Origin of the sequence: Actinopolyspora sp. BKK2 (assembly GCF_011291845.1) — a bacterium.
Lineage (GTDB): Bacteria > Actinomycetota > Actinomycetes > Mycobacteriales > Pseudonocardiaceae > Actinopolyspora > Actinopolyspora saharensis.
Genome location: NZ_JAANTE010000006.1, coordinates 263,524 through 281,505 on the forward strand (window position 1 = coordinate 263,524; position 17,982 = coordinate 281,505).

Here is a 17,982-nt window from a genome sequence, read left to right on the forward strand (position 1 = left end):
GAGAGGATCCAGCGGCGTCGATGAAACCGAAATTCTGGTTCGTCATCGCGGGGATGACGGCCGTGCTGGCGCTGATCATCGCCCTGGTGACGATCTTCTCCACCGGAACCGGACCGCGCGGTTACGTGGCGAATCACTACACCAGAGCGGCACAGCTGGACAAACCCGGCGACGACGACAACAAGGCCTACACCAGCTCGCGCAAGCCCAGCGAAGTAGCCAACGCGGTGGCCCGGGCGTGGACACCGATCTCGCAGTACACGGACGACTCCGGCGTCTACCTGCGCTACCGGGACGACGCCGTCATAGCGCAGCCGCGGAACAACAGGGGCACTGTCATCCACGTGATGGACATAGACCAGGCGTACGGGCACTACCACCACGTGGTCGGTGGGGTGTGGGGCTGGTCCAGCCCGCACGGACAGACCTTCAGGGGAGGGGGGCCTGGAGCCGGTAAATGAGCGAACAAAAGCAGAAGTACAAAGTCGTCGGTGCGGTGCTGCTCGGGTTCGGAGTGCTCGCCTTCGTCGTGCTCAACCTGGCCGTCGGGCTGGACGCGGACGACGACTCCCCCACGTTCTGGGACGACGAGAGCAGTCACTACTACCGCTACGAGAACTACAACGGACTGTCGATCCCGCGGTTCTCCTCCACGGACTCGGAGAACCTCTCGCAGGGGTTGAACGAGTACGAGCAGCAGTACGGGATCTGCTTCGGCTGGAAGCTCACCGACGGGACCAACGACGCCGAGGACGCCTCCTCGGATCGGCCGAGCAGCTACGATCAGGGATCCAGCCGCGGCCCCAACACCCCGGCCGACGTCTGTGACAGGTGGGTCGAACTGCGGGTCATCGTCGCCTACACCTCCAGCACCAGCGACGACTGGAGCGCCGTGGATCTCGAGGTGGCCAAGTCGCCCGGTCTGTCGCTGATCACCCCCAGCACCTCGGACTTCGCCGAGCTCGGCATCGACGCGGAAACGTTCATCGAATCCCCGGTCGACACCACCGGCCACGCGGCGTTGTCCCTGCCGTTGCTGCTGGCGCAGTACAACGCGGACTTCGAGGTCGAGCCCGCGGAGAGCAGTGAGGGCACTGCCCCGCAGCAGAGCCTCCCTCCCGCCGACAACGGCCCCCAGGGCGTGGGCAGGTGGATCTGGATGAGCCTGCTCGGGCTGGTCACCGTGGTGGCCGTGGTGCTCGGCATCCGCGGGGTGCGTCGTGAGCGAACCGCGCAGTCCGGTCAGGCTCCCCCGCCGCAGGCGGGCAACGCTGAGCAGCAGCCCCCTCAGGGGGGTGGCGAGCAGGTTCACCCACCGCAGCAGCCCCCACCGCAGCCGCAGCAACCACCGCAGCAACCGCCGCAGAACCAGTGGCCGGGGCAGCAGGGGCCGCCGCAACAGCAGCCCCCGCAGCAGTGGGGACCACCGCCCCAGGGCCCTCCGCAGCAGCCCCCGCAGCAGTGGGGACCACCACCTCAGGGACCCCCGCAGCAGCCCCCACAGCAACCACCGCAGGCTCCGCCCCCGCAGTGGGGACAGCCCCCGCAGCAACCACCCGATAATCCACAGTGGCCTCCCCAGGCCGGCCCACCCGGCCAGGGACCACAACAGTGATGATCGGCAAACCGTTCGTCCTCGATCCGAAAGGCACTACTGGTGTTCCAGCAACTGATCTCCGGTCTGTCCGCGGCGATCGCCTACGGCGTGATCGGCGCGGTCCTCATGGCCCTCGGCTATGTGCTCGTGGACCTGGCCACTCCGGGCAAGCTCCGGGACCTGATCTGGGTACACCGCAACGCCAACGCGGCGATCCTGCTGGTGTCCGGCCTGCTCGGGGTCGGGATCATCCTCACCACGGCTATCGCGGCCAGCTCCGACCAACTGGTTCTCGGCCTGGTCGGAACCCTGTCCTACGGTGTGCTCGGACTGATCCTGATGGGCCTGTCCTTCCTGCTCATCGATGCACTCACTCCGGGCAAGCTCGGCGATGAGCTCTCCACCCCGACCATCCACCCGGGCACCTGGGTCTCCGCGGGGGCGCACGTGGTGATCGCGACGATCATCGCCGCCGCGATCTGGTGACCGGGCAGCAGGCCACCCACGAGAAGCGAGAGCAAGCACCGTGTCGACCGAAACCGAGCAGCACGAACACCACGACACCACCGGTACCCCTCCGAGCGCGGAGAACACCGCGGAAGGTTTCCGCGGCAGGAGCCTCGCTCGTTTCGCGGTGCTGGTGGCGGTGTTCGTCTGCTCGGCCTGCGGGCTCGTCTACGAGCTGGCTCTGGTCGCCCTCGGCAGCTACCTGATCGGCAACAGCGTCGGGCAGGCCTCCATCGTGCTGTCGCTGATGGTGTTCGCCATGGGCGTGGGTGCGCTGCTGGCCAAACCCCTGCAACGCTGGGCGGCGGTCTCCTTCGTGGCCGTGGAGCTGGTCCTCGCGCTGCTGGGCGGGCTCAGCGTGCTCGGGCTGTACGCGGCCTTCGCCTGGCTGAGCCTGTACATGCCGATGCTGATCGCCATCTCGCTGGTGCTGGGGGTGCTCATCGGCGCGGAGATCCCGCTGCTGATGGTCCTGCTGCAGCGCATAAGGCGGCAGGAGGCGGGGTCCGCGGTGGCGGACATGTTCGCCGCCGACTACGTGGGCGCCCTGATCGGCGGGCTGGCGTTCCCGTTCCTGCTGCTCCCCCTGCTGGGGCAGATCAAGGGGGCGCTGCTGGTCGGCATGCTCAACGCCGCTGCCGGACTGGGGCTGGTGCTCACCGTCTACCGCCGGGAACTGGGCGGTCGAGTGGTCGCGCTGATGACGGTGCTCGCCCTCCTGGTCGGCGGCGTGCTCGGTGGCGCGTTCGCGCTGTCCACCCGGTTCGAGACGACGGCGCGGCAGGCCCTGTACTCCGACCCCGTGGTCTTCGCCGAACGCACCAAGTACCAGGAGGTGGTGCTCACCCGGTCGCGCTCGTTGACGGGACCCGAGGACACGCGGCTGTACCTCAACGGTGATCTGCAGTTCAGCTCGGTCGACGAGCACAGGTACCACGAGGCGCTGGTGCACCCCGCCATGACCGGGGAGCACTCGAACGTGCTGATCCTCGGTGGTGGCGACGGGCTCGCGCTCCGGGAGGTGCTGCGTTACCCGGACGTGGAGCAGGCCACCCTCGTGGAGATGGATCCGGCCGTGCTGCGGCTCGGGCGCACCGACGAGCGGCTGACCTCGCTGAACGACCACGCTTTCGACGACCCCAGGGTGAACACCGTCACCGCGGACGCATTCAGCTGGTTGCGGGACAACAGGAACCGCTACGACGTGGTGCTGGTGGACATGCCGGACCCGGATTCCACCGAGACCGCGAAACTGTACTCCACGGAGTTCTACACCCTGGTCCAGCAGGCCATGGCCGAAGGTGCCCGGGTGAACGTCCAAGCCGGGTCACCGTACTTCGCCGCGGAGGCCTACTGGTGCATCGAGGCCTCGATGCGGAAGGCGGGCCTGTCCACGGTGCCCTACTCGCGTCCGATCCCCAGCTTCGGCCAGTGGGGGTTCCACCTGGGCGAGGCGGACGGTTCCGCGCCCGCGCTGCGCCTTCCGGACGGGTCCCCTCCCCTGCGGACCCTGGACGAGAGGACGCTGCGAGCGGCCAGCGTCTTTCCGCCCGACAGGGATCGGATTCCGAGCGTGGAGCCGTCGACCCTGATGCATCCGAAGATCATCGAGTACGAGCGGGGCGCCTGGAAGAACTACTAGTCGAGAACGTTGCTCGGGAGTTCTGGCCTGAAGCGGTGGAACACGGCCCCGGTCGCCGGGGGCGCTGCCCGGCGACTCCCCCAGCGGACCTCGCCGCGTGCCTGCGTTCGAGCGGTGGCGATTCCGCTCCGGCGAACCGCGGCGGCCGGAACGAGGGGAGGAAGCTCAGCCACCCCTGTGGTGCTCGTTCGCGCTCGTTCCCCTCAGCGCCGGACCGGCCGTGCCTTCCAGGGAGCGCAGCAGTTCGGCCAGGCCGCCCGCGAGCGTCTCGCGCTGCTTGCCCCCCAGCGCGGAGAGCAGGTGGCGTTCTGCCTCGAGGTGCCTGGAGAACGCGCGGTCGATCGTCACGACACCCTGCTCGGTGAGTCGCACCCTGGCGCTGCGCCTGTCGTGCTCGTCCGGTGTGCGCTCCAGCAGTTCCCGCTCGGCCAGCTGCTGGATCCGCTTGGTGGTGGCCGCGCCGGAGGAGACCATCAGGCGGTTGAGCCGCCCCGGGGTGACGGGCTCGGCGCTGCGACGCAGCGCGGAGAGCAGATCGAACTCGGAGCGATTCAACCCTTCGTCGAGCAGGATCGTGTCCAGGCGTTGCCGCAACACCGCCGCAGCGCGGAGCACTCGTCCGATCACGTCGATGCTGGAGGTGTCCAGCTCGGGGTGGACCTCCTGCCACTGCGCGCGTGCGGTCTCGATCAGATCGGGAGGACGTTTCATGGCACCATCAATTCACTAGTAAAATACTTGTGTAACATTGGAGAATGTGTCCTCGGCAATACTGGCACGTCATTTGGGGGAGACTCTCCATCTGAATCGGCGTGGCCCGTTTCTGTGGCCCGCCGCCAGAGCCTTCCTGTCAGTACTGGTCCCCCTGGGGCTGCTGTTCCAGCTCGGTCGGATCGACCTGGTCGGCGGAGCGGTCTTCGGCGCCCTGACCAGCGTCTACTGCCGCAGCGACCCGTACCGCAACCAGATCAGGGCACTGGCCGCCGTGGCGGCCGGAATGCTGCTGGCCGTGGGGCTCGGTGACCTGATCGCCGTGGCCGGCCTGGAACCCCGGCAGCAACACCTGGCGGCGATCCTGGGCACCGCCGTCGTCGGCGCGCTGGCCACAGCGGCCACCACCGCGGCGAAGCTGGGCCCACCAGGAGGCCTGATCTTCTCCTTCGCCACCGGGGCCTGCGCGAACATGCCCCTGGAGCCCGCCGAGGTTCCTGCCCACCTCCTCGCCTGCGCCATCAGCGGGGCCTTCGCCTGGAGCATCTGCGCCCTCGGCGCGTGGTGGGCCGGACTGCGTCCGCAGCGCAGGGCCGTGGCCACCGCGCTGGAGGCCACGGCAGCCCACCTGGCGAACCGCACCGACCTGATGACCAGGCACCGGGCCGCCGTGGCCATCGAGACGGCCTGGACACGACTTCCCCTCGTCGGCGGGAGGAAGCACGACACGGCCGAATACCGGGAGCTGATCCAGGCCGTCGAGATCTGCGAGGTGCTGCTGGGCTCCCGACGGGTCGCCTCCGCCACCGTCCGATCGCTGCGCTCGACCGCGGAACGGATCCGCGCGGGCAGCACCCCGCACCCGCCCGGATACGCCCGCAGCGAGACCCCGCTGGCACCGCCGCTGCCCCCGTCGCGCTGGCGGGCGGTCCGCGAGGTGCTGCTGGCCGCGGTACGCCCCCGACGTGCCTCCGGGAACTGGCTGCTCCCGTTCGCGCTGCGGGTAGGAGCGGCCGCCCTGCTCGCGGGAGTGCTGGCCGAACTGCTCGGCATCGGGCACGCGTACTGGGGCGCGGTCTCGGCCGTCTCGGTGCTGCAGGCGACCAGCACCTCCCGCTCGGTGCCCCGCATGCTCCAGCGCGTCGCCGGAACGCTGGGCGGGGTGCTGATCGGCCTCGCACTGCTTTCCGAACACCCGCCCGTGTGGGTGATGCTCCTGCTGCTGGCCGTGCTGCAGTGGGGCGCCGAGGCGACCGTGACGATCAACTACGCGTTCGGGCTGCTGTTCGCGACCCCGGTGGCGCTGCTGGTCAGCGGGCTCATGAGCTCAGCACCCCCGGAACAGCTCGTCGCGAGCAGACTGTGGGCGACCCTGCTGGGCGCAGCCGTGGCCGTGCTCGTGGCCCGGCTCGCCCCGCACGGAGCCTGGCTGGCCCGGATGCACGAATCACTGCGCCTGGTCGGGGAACTGACCGAGCTGCGCGGGGTGGTTCCCCCGGACCGGCTCCGCGCGAGCCTGATCGAGCTGCACGACGCGTACGAGACAGCGGCCGGAGAAGTACCGGACACCCTGCTGCCCACCGAAGAGCTGCTCACCGTCTCGCGCAGGGCCTATCGGTTGTTGGATGAGTACGCTCCTGCCCGTTCCGGGGGATGAGAAGAGCTCGGCGGTGCCGGTTGCTCGGGTGGTTCCGTGGCGGAACCTCTCGCGGGCTCTCGCTGCGGGTGCCCCGACATCGGGTAGCGACCTACACAACGTCGGGGCCGTCCTCGCGAGAGCACCACGAGAGAACCCGCGGCGGTGCCGGTGGCTCGGGCTCACAGCGCTCGCGTTGGAGTGAGTCCTTTGCTTGGGAATGCCTGTTCGGGTTTCGCGTCGGCTTGGTTCACCCGCGGCGGTGCCGACTGATCGGGCTCACAGCGCTCGCGTTGGAGTGCCGCCCTGGTCGGGAGTTCCTGTCCGGGTGCTCCGCGCGTGGCTGCTCACCAGCGGCCCAGCACTGCCGAGGTGCCGACTCACGTGACGGCCACCCGGCCATCCGCGCAGAGCTTCTGCGCGGGTTCCAGGAAAACTCCCCGGGAACTGCTCAGGGACCGAACCAACGCTCCTCGACCGAACGGGGCGAGCCGGCCGTCGAACCGGTGATCAGCTGCGTGTCCAGCACGACCTCACGCGGCTGTCCCGTGGATTCGCTCGCGTCGAGCAGCAACCGCCCGGCGGCCCTGCCCTTCTCCAGCACCGGCTGCCGGACCGTGGTCAGCTCGGCCCGCTCCGCGTCCACGATGCCGTCGAACCCGGTGATGGTGAGGTCCTGCGGAACTCTGCGACCCTGCCTGCGCATCTCGGCCAGCGCTCCCAGCGCCAGTATGTCCGAGGTGCAGATGACGGCGGTGACCTCCGGGTCCGTTTCCATCAGCTGGGCCGCTGCCGAACCGCCCGACTCCTGCGTGTGGTCGAAGCGCTCGATCACCGGAACCTGGTCCCACTCGACCCCGACCTCGGAGAACACCTCGGAGAGCGCGGCCAGCCGGGCCCGCTGCACGTGGAAGTGCGCGTTCGCCTGGCGCTCCGGGGACGCGGGGCCGTCGTTGCGGTTGCGCGCCAGTCGCATGCAGACCACGCCGATCTTGCGGTGGCCGAGCTCGATGAGATGCCTGGCCAGACCCTTGATGGCCGTGGCGTCGTCTATGCCGACCCGGTCGATCTCGGGGATGCTCGGCTGGTCGCAGATCACGGTGGGGACGGGGCGCTCCATCACCGCGGCCAGATGCGGATCGTCGTCGGGTACCGAGTAGACGACGAACCCGTCCACTCCGGCGCTGTGCACGGCGGCCACGTCCTCGTGCTCCGGATTCGCCGGTATCAGCAGCAAACCGTGCCCCGCGTCCTCGCAGGCCAGCGCGAGCCCTTCGAGGAATCCGACGGCTGCCGGATCGCGAAACGCGTAGGAGAGGTTCTCCGTCAGCAGCAGACCGACGGCTCCCGCCTTGCGGGTGCGCAGTGAGCGCGCCACCGGATCGGGACCCGGATATCCGAGTCTGCGGGCGGTGTCGAGTACACGTTTGCGCAATTCGGGAGAAAGCTGGTCGGGGCGATTGTAGGCGTTGGACACCGTAGTCCGGGAAACGCCGAGTTCCGCGGCGAGAGAGGCCAGCGTCGCGGGTCGCCTCGAGTTCGTAGACCGCACCATGCAGGAACCGTAACGGTTCAGTAGGCCTGGGTGAAGTTTTGATGACCCGGATTCAAGTCACACGTTTCGAAGTGTACCGAACGGGATCGCACACGTGAACGAGAGTCGAGTTCACTTCGGGGCTTCCGGCCGTCCTCGGCCGGGCGGGACCGCCGGGAGGCCGCCGGCGCAGGCGCTCCGACTGCGCTCCAACTCCGGGGACGCAGGCTCCCCCTTCCGCGAATCCCGCGGAAAGGGAGCCGCACTCGAAGAATTCCGGCTGCACGGGGCACCGGTGCCTGCGCCGAAGGCTGATCCGTCCACACCAACAGCGCGACGAGCGGCGGTTCACACCTGGCCGAGGTCACCCACATCGCCGCTTCCCGCGTTTTCCCGCAACGGCGCCGGTGCACGCCGTGGACGAATTGAATCCGGACATCGTCGACGACGACCCCCCCTCCCGATCCGCTGCCGGGCCGGGAAATCCGCGGCCCCGCGAATGGCCGCGGGACCGGAGAACACGGAACGTGGCGCCATTCACATCGACGGGATTCGCGCCGAAACCGCGCGGGAGGAACGAGAATCGCCCGGCAGGAGATCAACCTGCCGGCGATCGCGCGCGACCCGAGCGCGTTGCTCGCGGAGGAAACACGGTCCGAACCGAACGCGAAGCTGCGCGTCGGGACGGGGATCGACACCGCGGACCCGCGGCGGCTTCTCCGGAGTCACCACGCTCCGAACTCTTCGTCTGCCGGCGCGACCTCCCCAACGGCAGGCAGCAGGAGATCGCAGCAGGTCGATCCGGAGGTCATCAGGGCGCCCGCGACGAGGTCACGAACACCACTCCCCCGAGGGGGTGACTGGGTAGCACTCGTCCAGTGGCAACGCGTAGACTTCAATTGATAATGATTTCCATTAGCGGTCGGATCGCGTGACACGTCCCCTACCCAGGAGCCCTCGTGAGCACATTACGTAGTCGCCATGTTCGGAACAGAGCTCGTCGCGGAGCGGGCGTCCCCGTTGCCCTGCTCGGGCTGACAACCACCCTGCTACTCACCTCCTGCGGAACCGGCAGCGGTGGTTCGGGCGGCGAACCGACCGTGGTCGCCTCCACCGACACGTGGGCCAAGGTCGCCGAAGCCGTGGCAGGTGAGCACGCCGAGGTCGAATCGATCATCAGCGACAACGAGGCCGACCCGCACTCCTACGAGAGCACCCCGCGCGACGCTGCCAAGATCAACCAGGCCGACCTGGTCGTCCACAACGGCGGCGGGTACGACTCCTTCGTCAGTCAGGTGCTGTCCGGCAACAGCGCGGACACCCCCTCCGTCGAAGCGGTCGCGGCCGCCGAAACCGAAGAGGGCCACGGGTCCCACGAGTCGACCGAGCAGCCCGCCGAGAGCTCGCACGCCGCCTCCGAGCACGCGGAGCACTCCGAGGACCACAGCCACGCGCACTCCGGCAACGAGCACGAGCACACCCACGACCACGCGCACTCCGGCAACGAGCACGTCTGGTACCAGCCGCACTCCGTGCGCCGCGTGGCCGACCGGATCGCGGAAGAGCTGAGCGGCATCAGCCCCGACAGGTCCGCCGACTTCGAGCAGGCCGCAGCGGAGTTCGGCCGGCGACTCGACGAGGTCGACGGGGACATCGCCGAGATCCGGCAGCAGCACCGGGGAACCGAAGTGCTGACCACCGCACCGGTCGCCGATCTGCTGCTGGACGAGACCGGGCTCAACGACATCACCCCCCGCTCCTACGTCCAGTCCGTCGAGTCGGGCAACGACCCCGCGGCGTCCACGATCGCCGAGCTCCAGGACCTGGTGGACTCCGGACGCCCCGCGGTCCTGATCCACAACCCCCAGACCGCCTCCCCGCTGACCGAACGGCTCCGCGAGCGCGCCGAGCGGAACGGCATACCGGTCGTGTCCATGCCGGAAACGCTGCCCGCCGACGAGACCTACCAGCAGTGGATCTCGGGGCGGGTCTCCGCCCTGCAAGCGGCGCTGGACAAGGCCCCGACCCCGCAGCGCTGACCCGCCACGAAGCGTCAGGACGAGATCGTGCGTTACGAATCCCCCACCACCGAAGCGGCACCGGTCGCCGGGGTCGGTGACGAGAAGGCGTCCACAACGGACACACCTGCTGTGCGGCTGCGCGACGCCCGGCTGTCCTACGGCCCCCGTTCCCTCTGGCACGGGCTGGACCTGGACGTCAGCCCCGGCGAGTTCCTCGCCGTGCTGGGGCCCAACGGCTCGGGCAAGACGAGCCTGCTCCGCGTGCTGCTCGGACTCACCGACCTCAGCGCGGGCAGCGTCCGGATCGCGGGCGAGCCCGCCCACCGCGGCAACGACAAGATCGGCTACATCCCGCAGCAACGTTCCCTGCAGGACAGCCTCGCGCTGCGCGGCAGCGACCTGGTCGGCCTCGGCCTGGACGGGCACCGCTGGGGAACGGGGCTGCGCGGGCGCCGCCGCCGGGCCGAGCTGGTGCGCAGCGCGCTGCGGTCCGTGGACGCGCAGGACTACGGCAAGAAACCGGTCGGGCTGCTGTCCGGAGGGGAGCAGCAGCGCCTGCGGATCGCCCAGGCGCTGGTCGCGGACCCGCGGGTGCTGCTGTGCGACGAGCCGCTGCTCTCGCTGGACCCCTCGCACCAGCACAGGGTGAGCGGGCTGATCGCACGTCAGGCCAGGCGGACCGGAGCCGCCGTCCTGTTCGTGACCCACGAGATCAACCCGGTGCTGCCCATGGTCGACAGGGTGCTCTACCTGGTGAACGGGCAGTTCCGGATAGGCACTCCGGACGAGGTCATGAACTCGGAAACGCTGTCCGAGCTCTACGGCACCGAGGTCGAGGTGGCCCGAGTCGGCGGACGACTCGTCGTCGCCGGAGCCGAGGGGGAGCAGCACCACCACGTGCCGGAGGGAGAGCAGGAATGAACCGGCTGACCGACGCCCTGAGCAGGTTCTTCGAGTTCGAACTCACGGGTGAGCTGCTCGGTTACCCCTTCGTGCAGCAGGCGCTGCTGGCCGCCGCGGCGCTCGGGCTGGTCTCCGGAGTCCTCGCTCCCCTGGTGGTCACCCGGCGCATGTCCTTCGCCGTGCACGGGACCGCCGAGCTCGCCTTCACCGGAGCGGCCGCCGCGCTGCTGATCGGTTTCAGCGTCGGGGTGGGCGCCCTGGCCGGCGCCGTGCTGGCTGCCCTGCTGCTCGGCCTGCTCGGCCAGCGGGACAACGAGCGGGACTCCGTCATCGGGGCCGTGCTCTCCTTCGGACTCGGGGTCGGAGTGCTGCTGCTGTGGATGAATCCCGAGCGCACCGCCAACAAGTTCACTCTGCTGGTCGGGCAGATCGTGGGGGTCAGCTCCTCCGACGTCACGCTCCTCGGGGGCGCGGCCCTGCTGGTGCTCGTCGTCACCGCCGTGCTGTACCGGCCGCTGCTGTTCGCCAGCGTGGACCCGCACGTGGCCTCCGCGCGCGGGGTGCCGACCCGGGTCCTGACACCGGTGTTCTCACTGCTGGTCGGGATAGCCACCGCGCTCGGGGTGCACGTGGTGGGCGCCCTGCTGGTCATGGCGCTGATGGTCACCCCGGGGGCGGCGGCCATCAGGGTGACCTCGAGCCCGGCCCGGGCGACCCTGCTCTCGGTGGTGTTCGCCGAGGTCGCCGCGCTCGGGGGGATACTGCTGTCGCTGGCTCCCGGCGTTCCGGTCAGCGCCTTCGTCACGGCCATCTCGTTCGGGATCTACCTGCTGTGCCGCTTGATCGGCAGGTTGCGGCTCAGCCGGAGCACCCGCGAGACCACCGCGGCCACGGCCTGAGGGCGGTTCCTCGCCGCGGTCCGCGGGCTGGTCCGCCCGGCGGAACCGCGGTCCGCGGCGTCCACCGGTCGGGGGCTACTCGACCGGGTGCTTCTTCAGGACCGCGCCCACTTCCTCCGCCACCCTGGGGGCGAGCATCGAGTAGCGCCCTCCCGCCAGGAAGCGCTCGGAGAGCTCGAACATCACGACTTCGCCCTCGGCCAGCAGCTCGCCCGTCCGCTGCGGGTGCTCACGCACGTTCTCGGGGTGGGAGATGGTCAGGTCGGAGAACGCGGCACCGAGGTAGGGGCTCGCGAACTGGGTGAACGAGTCCGCGATCATCCTCGTGGGTTCGTCGATCATCCCTTCGCGCGGGCTCGACTCCAGGTGCAGCGGTTCGTGGAAGTCGCTGCCGACGAACCTCGTGTTGTCGCTGCCGCCGTCCGGGGCCAGCGAGTACGACTGCACCGTCCACTCCTCGTCCTTGCCGAGCATCCCCGGGATGTCGGCGCGGTGCCGGTAGGTTCGCCCCTGCCGAACCCGCCACGAGTCACTGACACCCGGCTGCAACGACTCGGCCAGCTGCCTGGTCATCTCCAGCCCGCCCGCGTGCCGCCAGTGGGTGTCCCGCTTGGTGTAGACGGGCCTGCCCCGCTCCTCGGCCACCGCGCGCAGCGGCTCCCTCATGTCGATGGCCCCGGTGGCCGCGGGCAGCCGGTCCCAGAACTCCGAGCGCAGTTGGCGCATGCACTGCCTGCCGACGTAGTCGTCCGGCATGTGCTCCGAGTACACAGTGGACTTGTCCGGGGCCACGACCAGCCGGAACTGGCGGCCGGACTCCTCCACCACCGAGCGCCAGCGGCGCAGCCCCTCGATGATCCGGTCCAGCTCCATCTCGGGAAGGCACTTGTAGGAGACGTCGTGCCCGAGGAACACCCATCCCCGCTCACCCCGGACCACATCGGGGAAGACAGCCGGATCGGGTTTGGAGTCGCTCTTCTCGCCCCCTGAGCCGCCGCCACCGCCGACGGGGGCTCCGCCCGACTCGGTGTCGTGCGGGGCAGGTTCTCCGAACACCCCCTGGCTGATCCCCTCCATCGCCGTGACGGCCTCGGAGCGGAACGCCAGATGGTCGGAGGCCCAGTCGTTCATCCCGGTGAAGAACCCCCACCCCTCGGTGACGCTCGGGAAGGGGGTCAGCGCCCGGTTCTCCACCGGAACCGCCCGCGCGCCGAGGGTCCACGCGAGCACCGGCGCGGCGAAGAACAGGAACGCGCACACGAGAGCGAGGTACTGCCTGGCCCCGTGCCGGGGTCGGTGCAGCGGGTGCTCCCGCGGCAGCCAGGCCTCGTGCACGGGGGGCAGTTCCGCGGAAGCGGTCGTCTTCTCGTCGTCGGCCACACCGGTGGCAGCACCCCGTTCACCGGACACACCCATACCGTATCGGCAACGACGCACCGGCACGGACGGAATCGCGCAACCGCGGCACCGCCGTCCGGAGATCCCTCACCGACCGGGTCCCGGGGTATCCGCACCGCACGGCCCTCAACCACCGACCGGTCGGGCCACCACGAGGAACGGGGACAGCGCCGACCGCAGGATCGCCACGTTCCGCGCGCAGAGGTCGACCTCGAAGGTGTCCCCGTCGATGCCGAAAGTGATCGTGGTGTGCGCCTCGACTTCCTTTCCCGCCGCCGCCTCCAGATCGTCGATCAACTCGCTGTGGACCTTCGCGCTCATCGCTTTCCTCCCGTCCGTCGAAGCTGCTCACGAAAAGTGACCCGAGCAGAGTCGGGGCCCGGTCCTCGATGTTCAGCGAGCATCGACGTCCCAGCTGAACACCCGAGTGGCCAGCATCGTGAGCAGCGCGGACGCACCGAGCATGATCACCCAGCTGGACCAGGGCGAGTGCTGGGCGGGCAACCCCGCGATCGAGTGCCGGAACGTCTCCATCAGACGTGCCGGGGGCAGCCAACCGAGCACCGCCTGCGCTCCCTCCGGCATGGACCGCAGCGGAAGGACCCCACCACCGAGGAACGCCATCAGAACCAGCACCAGGCTCAGCGTGTTGTTGGCGGCCTCGGCGCTGGGCAGTACCGCGGCGAGCACGAATCCCAGCGAGAGGAAGAAGGCCACACCTGCGGCGGCCGAGACGAGCAGCACCGGGATCCGCACCGGTGAGACGTATCCGAAAGCGGTCGCGAAAGCGACCACCAGTGCCACGTACCCCATGGCCACGAGCGCGCGCACGGGCGCCAGCGAGCCGAGAAACGCGATCTTGCGCAGCGGTGTTGTGCTCAGCAGACGCAGGGTCCTGCGCTGGCGCAGGTCCACCGCGGGCGAGACCGTTCCGAAGAACGACATGGAGCCGAGCATGAAGAACAGCGCTGTGGGCAGGAGCATTCTGATGGCGTCGGCCTCGCCGGAGCGGTTGACGAAGTAGCCCACCGCGAGGAACAGCACCAGGAAGAACAGGGGCATCACGATCGCGGCGAACGCGGTCTTGCGATCCCTGATCAGCTCTCGGGCGTTGGCCAACGCCAGCGTGCGGAAACTGCTGCCGGTCATCTCGTCTCAACCGTCCTCGTTCTCGTCCAGGGATCGTCCGGTCAATGTGCGGAAGACGTTGTCCAGCCCGGCCGCGCGCCTGACCAGGTCCTGCGGCGGGGGCGTCATCGCCGTCAGCTCGATGACGACCTCGTCGGCGCGGTGGGTGTGCACGAGCACCCGGTTACCGTGCAGCTCGATGTCCTCGACCCCGGACATCGCGCGGAGGGCCGCCGTGCTCGGCGCCCCGGTGCGACGGAAGCTGACAACGGTGTGCGGAGCGTGCTCGGACACCAGATCAGCGGGGGCACCGCAGGCCACGATCCTTCCTCCGTCCACGACGGCCACCCGGTCGCACAGCGACTCCGCTTCCTCCATCGAGTGGGTGGACAGCAGTGCGGTGCCGCCGCGGTCGCGGAACGCCAGCAGCACGTCCCAGAGCTCCGCCCGCGCGTTGGGGTCCAGCCCGGTCGAGGGCTCGTCGAGAACCACCAGCATCGGTTCGCTGATCAGTGCGGTCGCGATCAGCAGGCGTCGTTCCTGTCCGCCCGAGAGCTCGTGCACCCTCCGGTCTGCCGAAGCGGTGAGCCCGACGCGTTCGACGACCGACTCCGGAGTCTCGGCCTCCTCGTGGAACGAGGCCCACAGGTGCAGGATTTCCCGGACGGTGAGGTTCGGGAACAACTCGGCCTGCTGCGGCTGCACGGCCACGCGTCGCCGCAGGTGCTCGCGGTCGGTCGACGGATCCGCTCCGAGCACCTCGACGGTTCCCGCATCGCGCTCGCGCAGCCCGACGAGGATCTCCAGCAGCGTGCTCTTGCCGGCCCCGTTCGGCCCGAGCACCCCGAAGAGCTCACCGGAGCCGACGTCGAGGTCGAGGTCCTCCACGGCCCGGTTCGAGCCGTAGCTCTTGCGCAGGCCGGTCACGGATACCGAAATCCCCGCGGTTCGGGGTGTCTCCTCCGCGGAGACCTGGTCCGGTGTCAAGACTGTTCCTCCTCGACGTCGTGGTCGACGATCCTGCGGAGGGAGGCGAGGTAGGAGTCGAACGCCGCCCTTCCGGTCGAAGTGAGCGAGAACCAGGTGCGCGGCCTGCGCAGCACGTGGCCCTTCACGGAGGTGATGTAGCCCGCCTCCTCGAGCGTTCCGAGGTGCTTGGCCAGCAGCGAGTCGCTGACTTCTATGCTGTCCCGCAGGAACCGGAACTCCACGTGGTCGGCCTCCGCCAGCGCGGACATGACGGACAGTCGCACCGGAGTGTGGATCAACGTGTCCAGGCCGTGCCGCGGGTGCCCTCCTGTTCCGCCGCTCATCGGACCAGCACCCGCCAGGCGGCCAGCCAGCACGGCAGCGCGGGCAGCAGCGCGACCAGGCACGGCCACAGCGAACCGTCGTTCAACCAGGTGCTGTTGACGACGCTGACGATCACCACCAGCGCCACGTAGCTCACCGCGACCGTCCGGGTGATGGTCGACATGTCCCTGCCGACCACCCGCTGCCGGTTCACGTACCAGAACAGCCCCGCGATGCAGGCCGCGTACAGCCACGCCAGCGCGGCGGCGGTCCACCCCTCGGTCAGTGCCTGGCCGATGAAGAAGCCCGCCGTGACGCACCCGAGCACGACCAGCATGTAGCCGAACCAGCGGGTGCCGCCACGGGCGAGCTCGCTCATGCGCCCCGCACGTCCGAGCGCCTCCTCCGCGGGCATCTCGTGCGACGAACTGTCGTTCATAGTCGCCCCTCCATTCACTTGAACGAAAAGCTAGCACTGGAACGTCGTTCAAGTAAATATCCGACGTGGCGGCGCGACCACCGCGGCACTACGCGGAACTCGCTGCCCGGAAGGAGCGATCACCCCCGAACGGCCCGTGCACGGCCAGCGCGCGCGGCCGGTTCAGCACGTCGGCGGCGACTTCGCGGACGTCGTCCTGATCGACGGAATCCACCAGGGCCAGCGCCCGGTCGATGTCGATCACGTCACCGTCGAGCAGCCCTCTGCCGATCTTGGTCATCCTGGCGTTGGCGGTGTCGCTGCCGAGCACGAGAACCGCCTGCAGCTGCGCCTTGCCCACGGCCAGCTCCTCGTCGGTTATCCCGTTGGCGGCCACCTCGTCGAGGCTCTCGTCGAGAACGGCGATCAGCTCGTCCGTTCGTTCCGGGGCAGTCGCGGCGAACACGCCGAACAGTCCGGTGTCGGCGTAGTGCGCCCCGGAAGTGGACACGGTGTAGCAGAGCCCGCGCCGCTCCCGGACCTCCTGGAACAGTCGTGAGGAGAGTCCACCACCGAGCGCACAGCTGAGCACGCCGAATGCGAACCGCCGTTCGTCGGTGTTGGTCAGGCTCGAGCACCCGAGGATGACGCTCGCCTGCCGCGAGTCCCTGGGGCACACGAGCACCCCGGGGTTTTCCGGATAGCCCGCCGTGCGGTCGCGCTCCGCGACGGGGGCGGCCGGCGGATCCCCCCAGGCGCCGAAGGCCTCTGCTACTCCGGAAACGATCCGCTCGTGCTCGACGTTGCCCGCCACAGCGACGACCGCGTTCGCCGGGGTGTACCGAGCGCGGTAGAACTCCGCGACGTCACCTGCGGAAAGTTCGGAGACGGATTCGGAGGAGCCGAGCACGGGGCGTCCGAGCGGCGAATCACCCCACAGTGCCAGTTCGAACGTGTCGCTGACCGATTGCGCCGCATTGTCCGCGCGACGGGCCAGTTCACTGTGGATCACCCGACGTTCGCCCTCGAAAGCCTGCTCGTCGAGCACCGAGGAGGTGACCATGTCACCGAGCAGTTCCACCGCCGTCGGCGCGTCGGTGTCGCGCACCTGGGCGTAGTAACAGGTCTGCTCCTTCATCGTGACCGCGTTGGACTGCCCGCCGATGGCGTCCATCTCACGCGCGATGTCCAGCGCACCGCGTGTCGCCGTGCCCTTGAACAGCAGGTGTTCGAGGAAGTGCGTCGCTCCGTTGACGCGGGCGTGCTCATCGCGCGCCCCCACTCCGACCCAGACACCGACACTCGCCGCACGAGCCTCCGACACCCCTTCGGTGACCACGCTCAACCCGGAGGGGAGCACGCTCCGACGCACAACGCCGGTCCCCGCCGAACCTCCCACCAGCATCTCCGTCGTGTACGAACCTCTTCGCACCGTCCGCTCCCCGGAGTCACGGCCCCGGCCGTCCCGGTGATTCACGGCCTGCTCCGCGAAACAATCGCCCATTTCTCGTGGAACCTCTCTCATTTTCCTTCGCCACCGTTTTCATAACTTCTTCATAACTTCTGGAACCCGAAAGGCGCGCCCCCTCCGGGTCCGAGCCGCACGAAACACACCCCGAGGGGCGACCGAGAAGGCAGCAGAATGCCGGAAACAGTCGACGACGACTCCGCCAGCCTGCCCGCGAACCGGTGAGCAGCAAAACCGGGTTTCGCTAGCAATACTGCCCGAATTCGGTTACACACACACTGTGCCCACCAAGAACCGCAACAACCCCAGACTGTGACGTAGGACACCTTTCATTTTGGTCGATTGACAGCCAATTGTTCCCACCATTAGGGGCCGCACTGCTCGCTCGAATGTTCAGGGGGTAAGCAACACGTCGATGAACCCAATCTGAACGAATCACGTTCGTTTGATCCAAACCACCCCACCAGATCCCGCATATCGATATTTTGGTGGACGACGAGCCGCCCCGGAATCACTAGCTTTGTCCCGGCAATTGTCGATTCACTCAGAAACGGAGTGGGCATGAACCATATCGAGATGGTCGCGAACAGTCAGTTGCCCGACGCGCACGACGGCGCGATCAAGACGTTCGGCACCACCGAATCCACCGCACCCGTGCTCACCGCGGCGGCCATCACCGCAGCGGCCGTGGCCTGCTTCGCCGCCGGTGTCGCCTCCGACGCGGTCGAGAGTGGATCCGGATCCTACGCGGCGACTTCCGGACAGGACCCCAGCGGCATGTCCGGCGAGGAGCTGCTGCGACAGCGCACCGCGCTTCTGGGGTGACT

Annotated in this window: 18 protein-coding genes; 9 read left to right on the top strand and 9 right to left on the bottom strand. The window is 68.9% G+C overall.

All coding sequences use genetic code 11. The features are described 5' to 3' along the window. The first annotated feature begins 20 nt into the window (after nt 1-20). From G9Q41_RS14905 to G9Q41_RS14920, 4 genes are read left to right on the top strand one after another with little or no spacing between them, the layout of a single operon-like run. Nucleotides 21-461, top strand: coding sequence for a DUF4247 domain-containing protein (locus G9Q41_RS14905; protein ID WP_165632806.1), 441 nt, complete (start codon nt 21-23; stop codon nt 459-461). After that, complete coding sequence (locus G9Q41_RS21585) at nt 458-1,615, top strand: hypothetical protein (protein ID WP_207631064.1); 1,158 nt, start codon at nt 458-460, stop codon at nt 1,613-1,615. The genes G9Q41_RS14905 and G9Q41_RS21585 overlap by 4 nt, the downstream gene beginning before the upstream one ends. 42 nt (nt 1,616-1,657) lie before the next feature. Next, nucleotides 1,658-2,083 (top strand): DUF350 domain-containing protein, encoded by a 426-nt coding sequence (locus tag G9Q41_RS14915; protein ID WP_092524539.1) that lies wholly within the window; start codon nt 1,658-1,660, stop codon nt 2,081-2,083. A 40-nt stretch (nt 2,084-2,123) separates the two neighbouring features. Next, nucleotides 2,124-3,746 carry a polyamine aminopropyltransferase gene (locus G9Q41_RS14920; protein ID WP_165632805.1) on the top strand — a complete coding sequence of 541 codons (1,623 nt, stop codon included), beginning with the start codon at nt 2,124-2,126 and terminating at the stop codon, nt 3,744-3,746. A gap of 165 nt (nt 3,747-3,911) precedes the next feature. Here the strand turns inward: G9Q41_RS14920 and G9Q41_RS14925 are convergent, their stop codons facing one another. Next, nucleotides 3,912-4,457: a MarR family transcriptional regulator gene (locus tag G9Q41_RS14925; RefSeq protein ID WP_165632804.1), complete on the bottom strand. Its 546-nt coding sequence runs from the start codon at nt 4,455-4,457 to the stop codon at nt 3,912-3,914. 46 nt (nt 4,458-4,503) lie between these two features. Here G9Q41_RS14925 and G9Q41_RS14930 point away from each other — a divergent pair, with 46 nt between their 5' ends. After that, a complete protein-coding gene (locus G9Q41_RS14930) occupies nt 4,504-6,114 on the top strand; it encodes an FUSC family protein (protein WP_347567538.1) in 1,611 nt (536 codons plus the stop codon). Between the two features lie 430 nt (nt 6,115-6,544). Here G9Q41_RS14930 and G9Q41_RS14935 read toward each other — a convergent pair whose 3' ends face one another. Beyond that, nucleotides 6,545-7,648 (bottom strand): LacI family DNA-binding transcriptional regulator, encoded by a 1,104-nt coding sequence (locus G9Q41_RS14935; protein WP_092524546.1) that lies wholly within the window; start codon nt 7,646-7,648, stop codon nt 6,545-6,547. A gap of 938 nt (nt 7,649-8,586) precedes the next feature. Between G9Q41_RS14935 and G9Q41_RS14940 the strand changes: the two genes are divergently transcribed. The 3 genes from G9Q41_RS14940 to G9Q41_RS14950 all read left to right on the top strand — a co-directional run bounded on the left by G9Q41_RS14940 (nt 8,587) and on the right by G9Q41_RS14950 (nt 11,450). Next, nucleotides 8,587-9,666 (top strand): zinc ABC transporter substrate-binding protein, encoded by a 1,080-nt coding sequence (locus G9Q41_RS14940; protein ID WP_165632803.1) that lies wholly within the window; start codon nt 8,587-8,589, stop codon nt 9,664-9,666. A gap of 111 nt (nt 9,667-9,777) precedes the next feature. Continuing rightward, nucleotides 9,778-10,569, top strand: a complete 792-nt coding sequence (locus G9Q41_RS14945; RefSeq protein ID WP_092524550.1) for a metal ABC transporter ATP-binding protein — start codon at nt 9,778-9,780, stop codon at nt 10,567-10,569. Further along, nucleotides 10,566-11,450 (top strand): metal ABC transporter permease, encoded by an 885-nt coding sequence (locus G9Q41_RS14950; protein ID WP_165632802.1) that lies wholly within the window; start codon nt 10,566-10,568, stop codon nt 11,448-11,450. The genes G9Q41_RS14945 and G9Q41_RS14950 overlap by 4 nt, the downstream gene beginning before the upstream one ends. A gap of 75 nt (nt 11,451-11,525) precedes the next feature. Here G9Q41_RS14950 and G9Q41_RS14955 read toward each other — a convergent pair whose 3' ends face one another. The 7 genes from G9Q41_RS14955 to G9Q41_RS14985 form a co-directional block, all read right to left on the bottom strand. Then, nucleotides 11,526-12,860 (bottom strand): hypothetical protein, encoded by a 1,335-nt coding sequence (locus G9Q41_RS14955; protein WP_347567537.1) that lies wholly within the window; start codon nt 12,858-12,860, stop codon nt 11,526-11,528. 114 nt (nt 12,861-12,974) lie between these two features. Continuing rightward, on the bottom strand, nt 12,975-13,169 hold the full coding sequence (locus G9Q41_RS14960) for a histone-like nucleoid-structuring protein Lsr2 (RefSeq protein WP_092524552.1): 195 nt from the start codon (nt 13,167-13,169) through the stop codon (nt 12,975-12,977). A 72-nt stretch (nt 13,170-13,241) separates the two neighbouring features. Beyond that, nucleotides 13,242-13,997 (bottom strand): ABC transporter permease, encoded by a 756-nt coding sequence (locus tag G9Q41_RS14965; RefSeq protein WP_165632801.1) that lies wholly within the window; start codon nt 13,995-13,997, stop codon nt 13,242-13,244. Between the two features lie 6 nt (nt 13,998-14,003). After that, on the bottom strand, nt 14,004-14,963 hold the full coding sequence (locus G9Q41_RS14970; RefSeq protein WP_165632800.1) for an ABC transporter ATP-binding protein: 960 nt from the start codon (nt 14,961-14,963) through the stop codon (nt 14,004-14,006). Further along, entirely contained in the window at nt 14,960-15,289 is a 330-nt protein-coding gene (locus tag G9Q41_RS14975; protein WP_165632799.1) for a transcriptional regulator, read from the bottom strand. The genes G9Q41_RS14970 and G9Q41_RS14975 overlap by 4 nt, the downstream gene beginning before the upstream one ends. Beyond that, nucleotides 15,286-15,708, bottom strand: coding sequence for a hypothetical protein (locus G9Q41_RS14980; protein WP_165632798.1), 423 nt, complete (start codon nt 15,706-15,708; stop codon nt 15,286-15,288). Before G9Q41_RS14980 ends, G9Q41_RS14975 begins: the two co-directional genes overlap by 4 nt. Before the next feature lie 88 nt (nt 15,709-15,796). Beyond that, nucleotides 15,797-17,119, bottom strand: a complete 1,323-nt coding sequence (locus G9Q41_RS14985; RefSeq protein WP_207631063.1) for a pitrilysin family protein — start codon at nt 17,117-17,119, stop codon at nt 15,797-15,799. Nucleotides 17,120-17,716: 597 nt separating this feature from the next. Between G9Q41_RS14985 and G9Q41_RS14990 the strand changes: the two genes are divergently transcribed. Continuing rightward, nucleotides 17,717-17,980: a hypothetical protein gene (locus G9Q41_RS14990; RefSeq protein ID WP_165632797.1), complete on the top strand. Its 264-nt coding sequence runs from the start codon at nt 17,717-17,719 to the stop codon at nt 17,978-17,980. Nucleotides 17,981-17,982: the final 2 nt, after the last annotated feature.

Bases quoted from the DNA above. Each gene is read 5' to 3' on its own strand.
- G9Q41_RS14905 (WP_165632806.1), top strand. From the start codon at position 21: ATGAAACCGAAATTCTGGTTCGTCATCGCGGGGATGACGGCCGTGCTG.
- G9Q41_RS21585 (WP_207631064.1), top strand. From the start codon at position 458: ATGAGCGAACAAAAGCAGAAGTACAAAGTCGTCGGTGCGGTGCTGCTC.
- G9Q41_RS14925 (WP_165632804.1), bottom strand. From the start codon at position 4,457: ATGAAACGTCCTCCCGATCTGATCGAGACCGCACGCGCGCAGTGGCAG.
- G9Q41_RS14935 (WP_092524546.1), bottom strand. From the start codon at position 7,648: ATGGTGCGGTCTACGAACTCGAGGCGACCCGCGACGCTGGCCTCTCTC.
- G9Q41_RS14950 (WP_165632802.1), top strand. From the start codon at position 10,566: ATGAACCGGCTGACCGACGCCCTGAGCAGGTTCTTCGAGTTCGAACTC.
- G9Q41_RS14960 (WP_092524552.1), bottom strand. From the start codon at position 13,169: ATGAGCGCGAAGGTCCACAGCGAGTTGATCGACGATCTGGAGGCGGCG.
- G9Q41_RS14965 (WP_165632801.1), bottom strand. From the start codon at position 13,997: ATGACCGGCAGCAGTTTCCGCACGCTGGCGTTGGCCAACGCCCGAGAG.
- G9Q41_RS14975 (WP_165632799.1), bottom strand. From the start codon at position 15,289: ATGAGCGGCGGAACAGGAGGGCACCCGCGGCACGGCCTGGACACGTTG.
- G9Q41_RS14980 (WP_165632798.1), bottom strand. From the start codon at position 15,708: ATGAACGACAGTTCGTCGCACGAGATGCCCGCGGAGGAGGCGCTCGGA.
- G9Q41_RS14990 (WP_165632797.1), top strand. From the start codon at position 17,717: ATGAACCATATCGAGATGGTCGCGAACAGTCAGTTGCCCGACGCGCAC.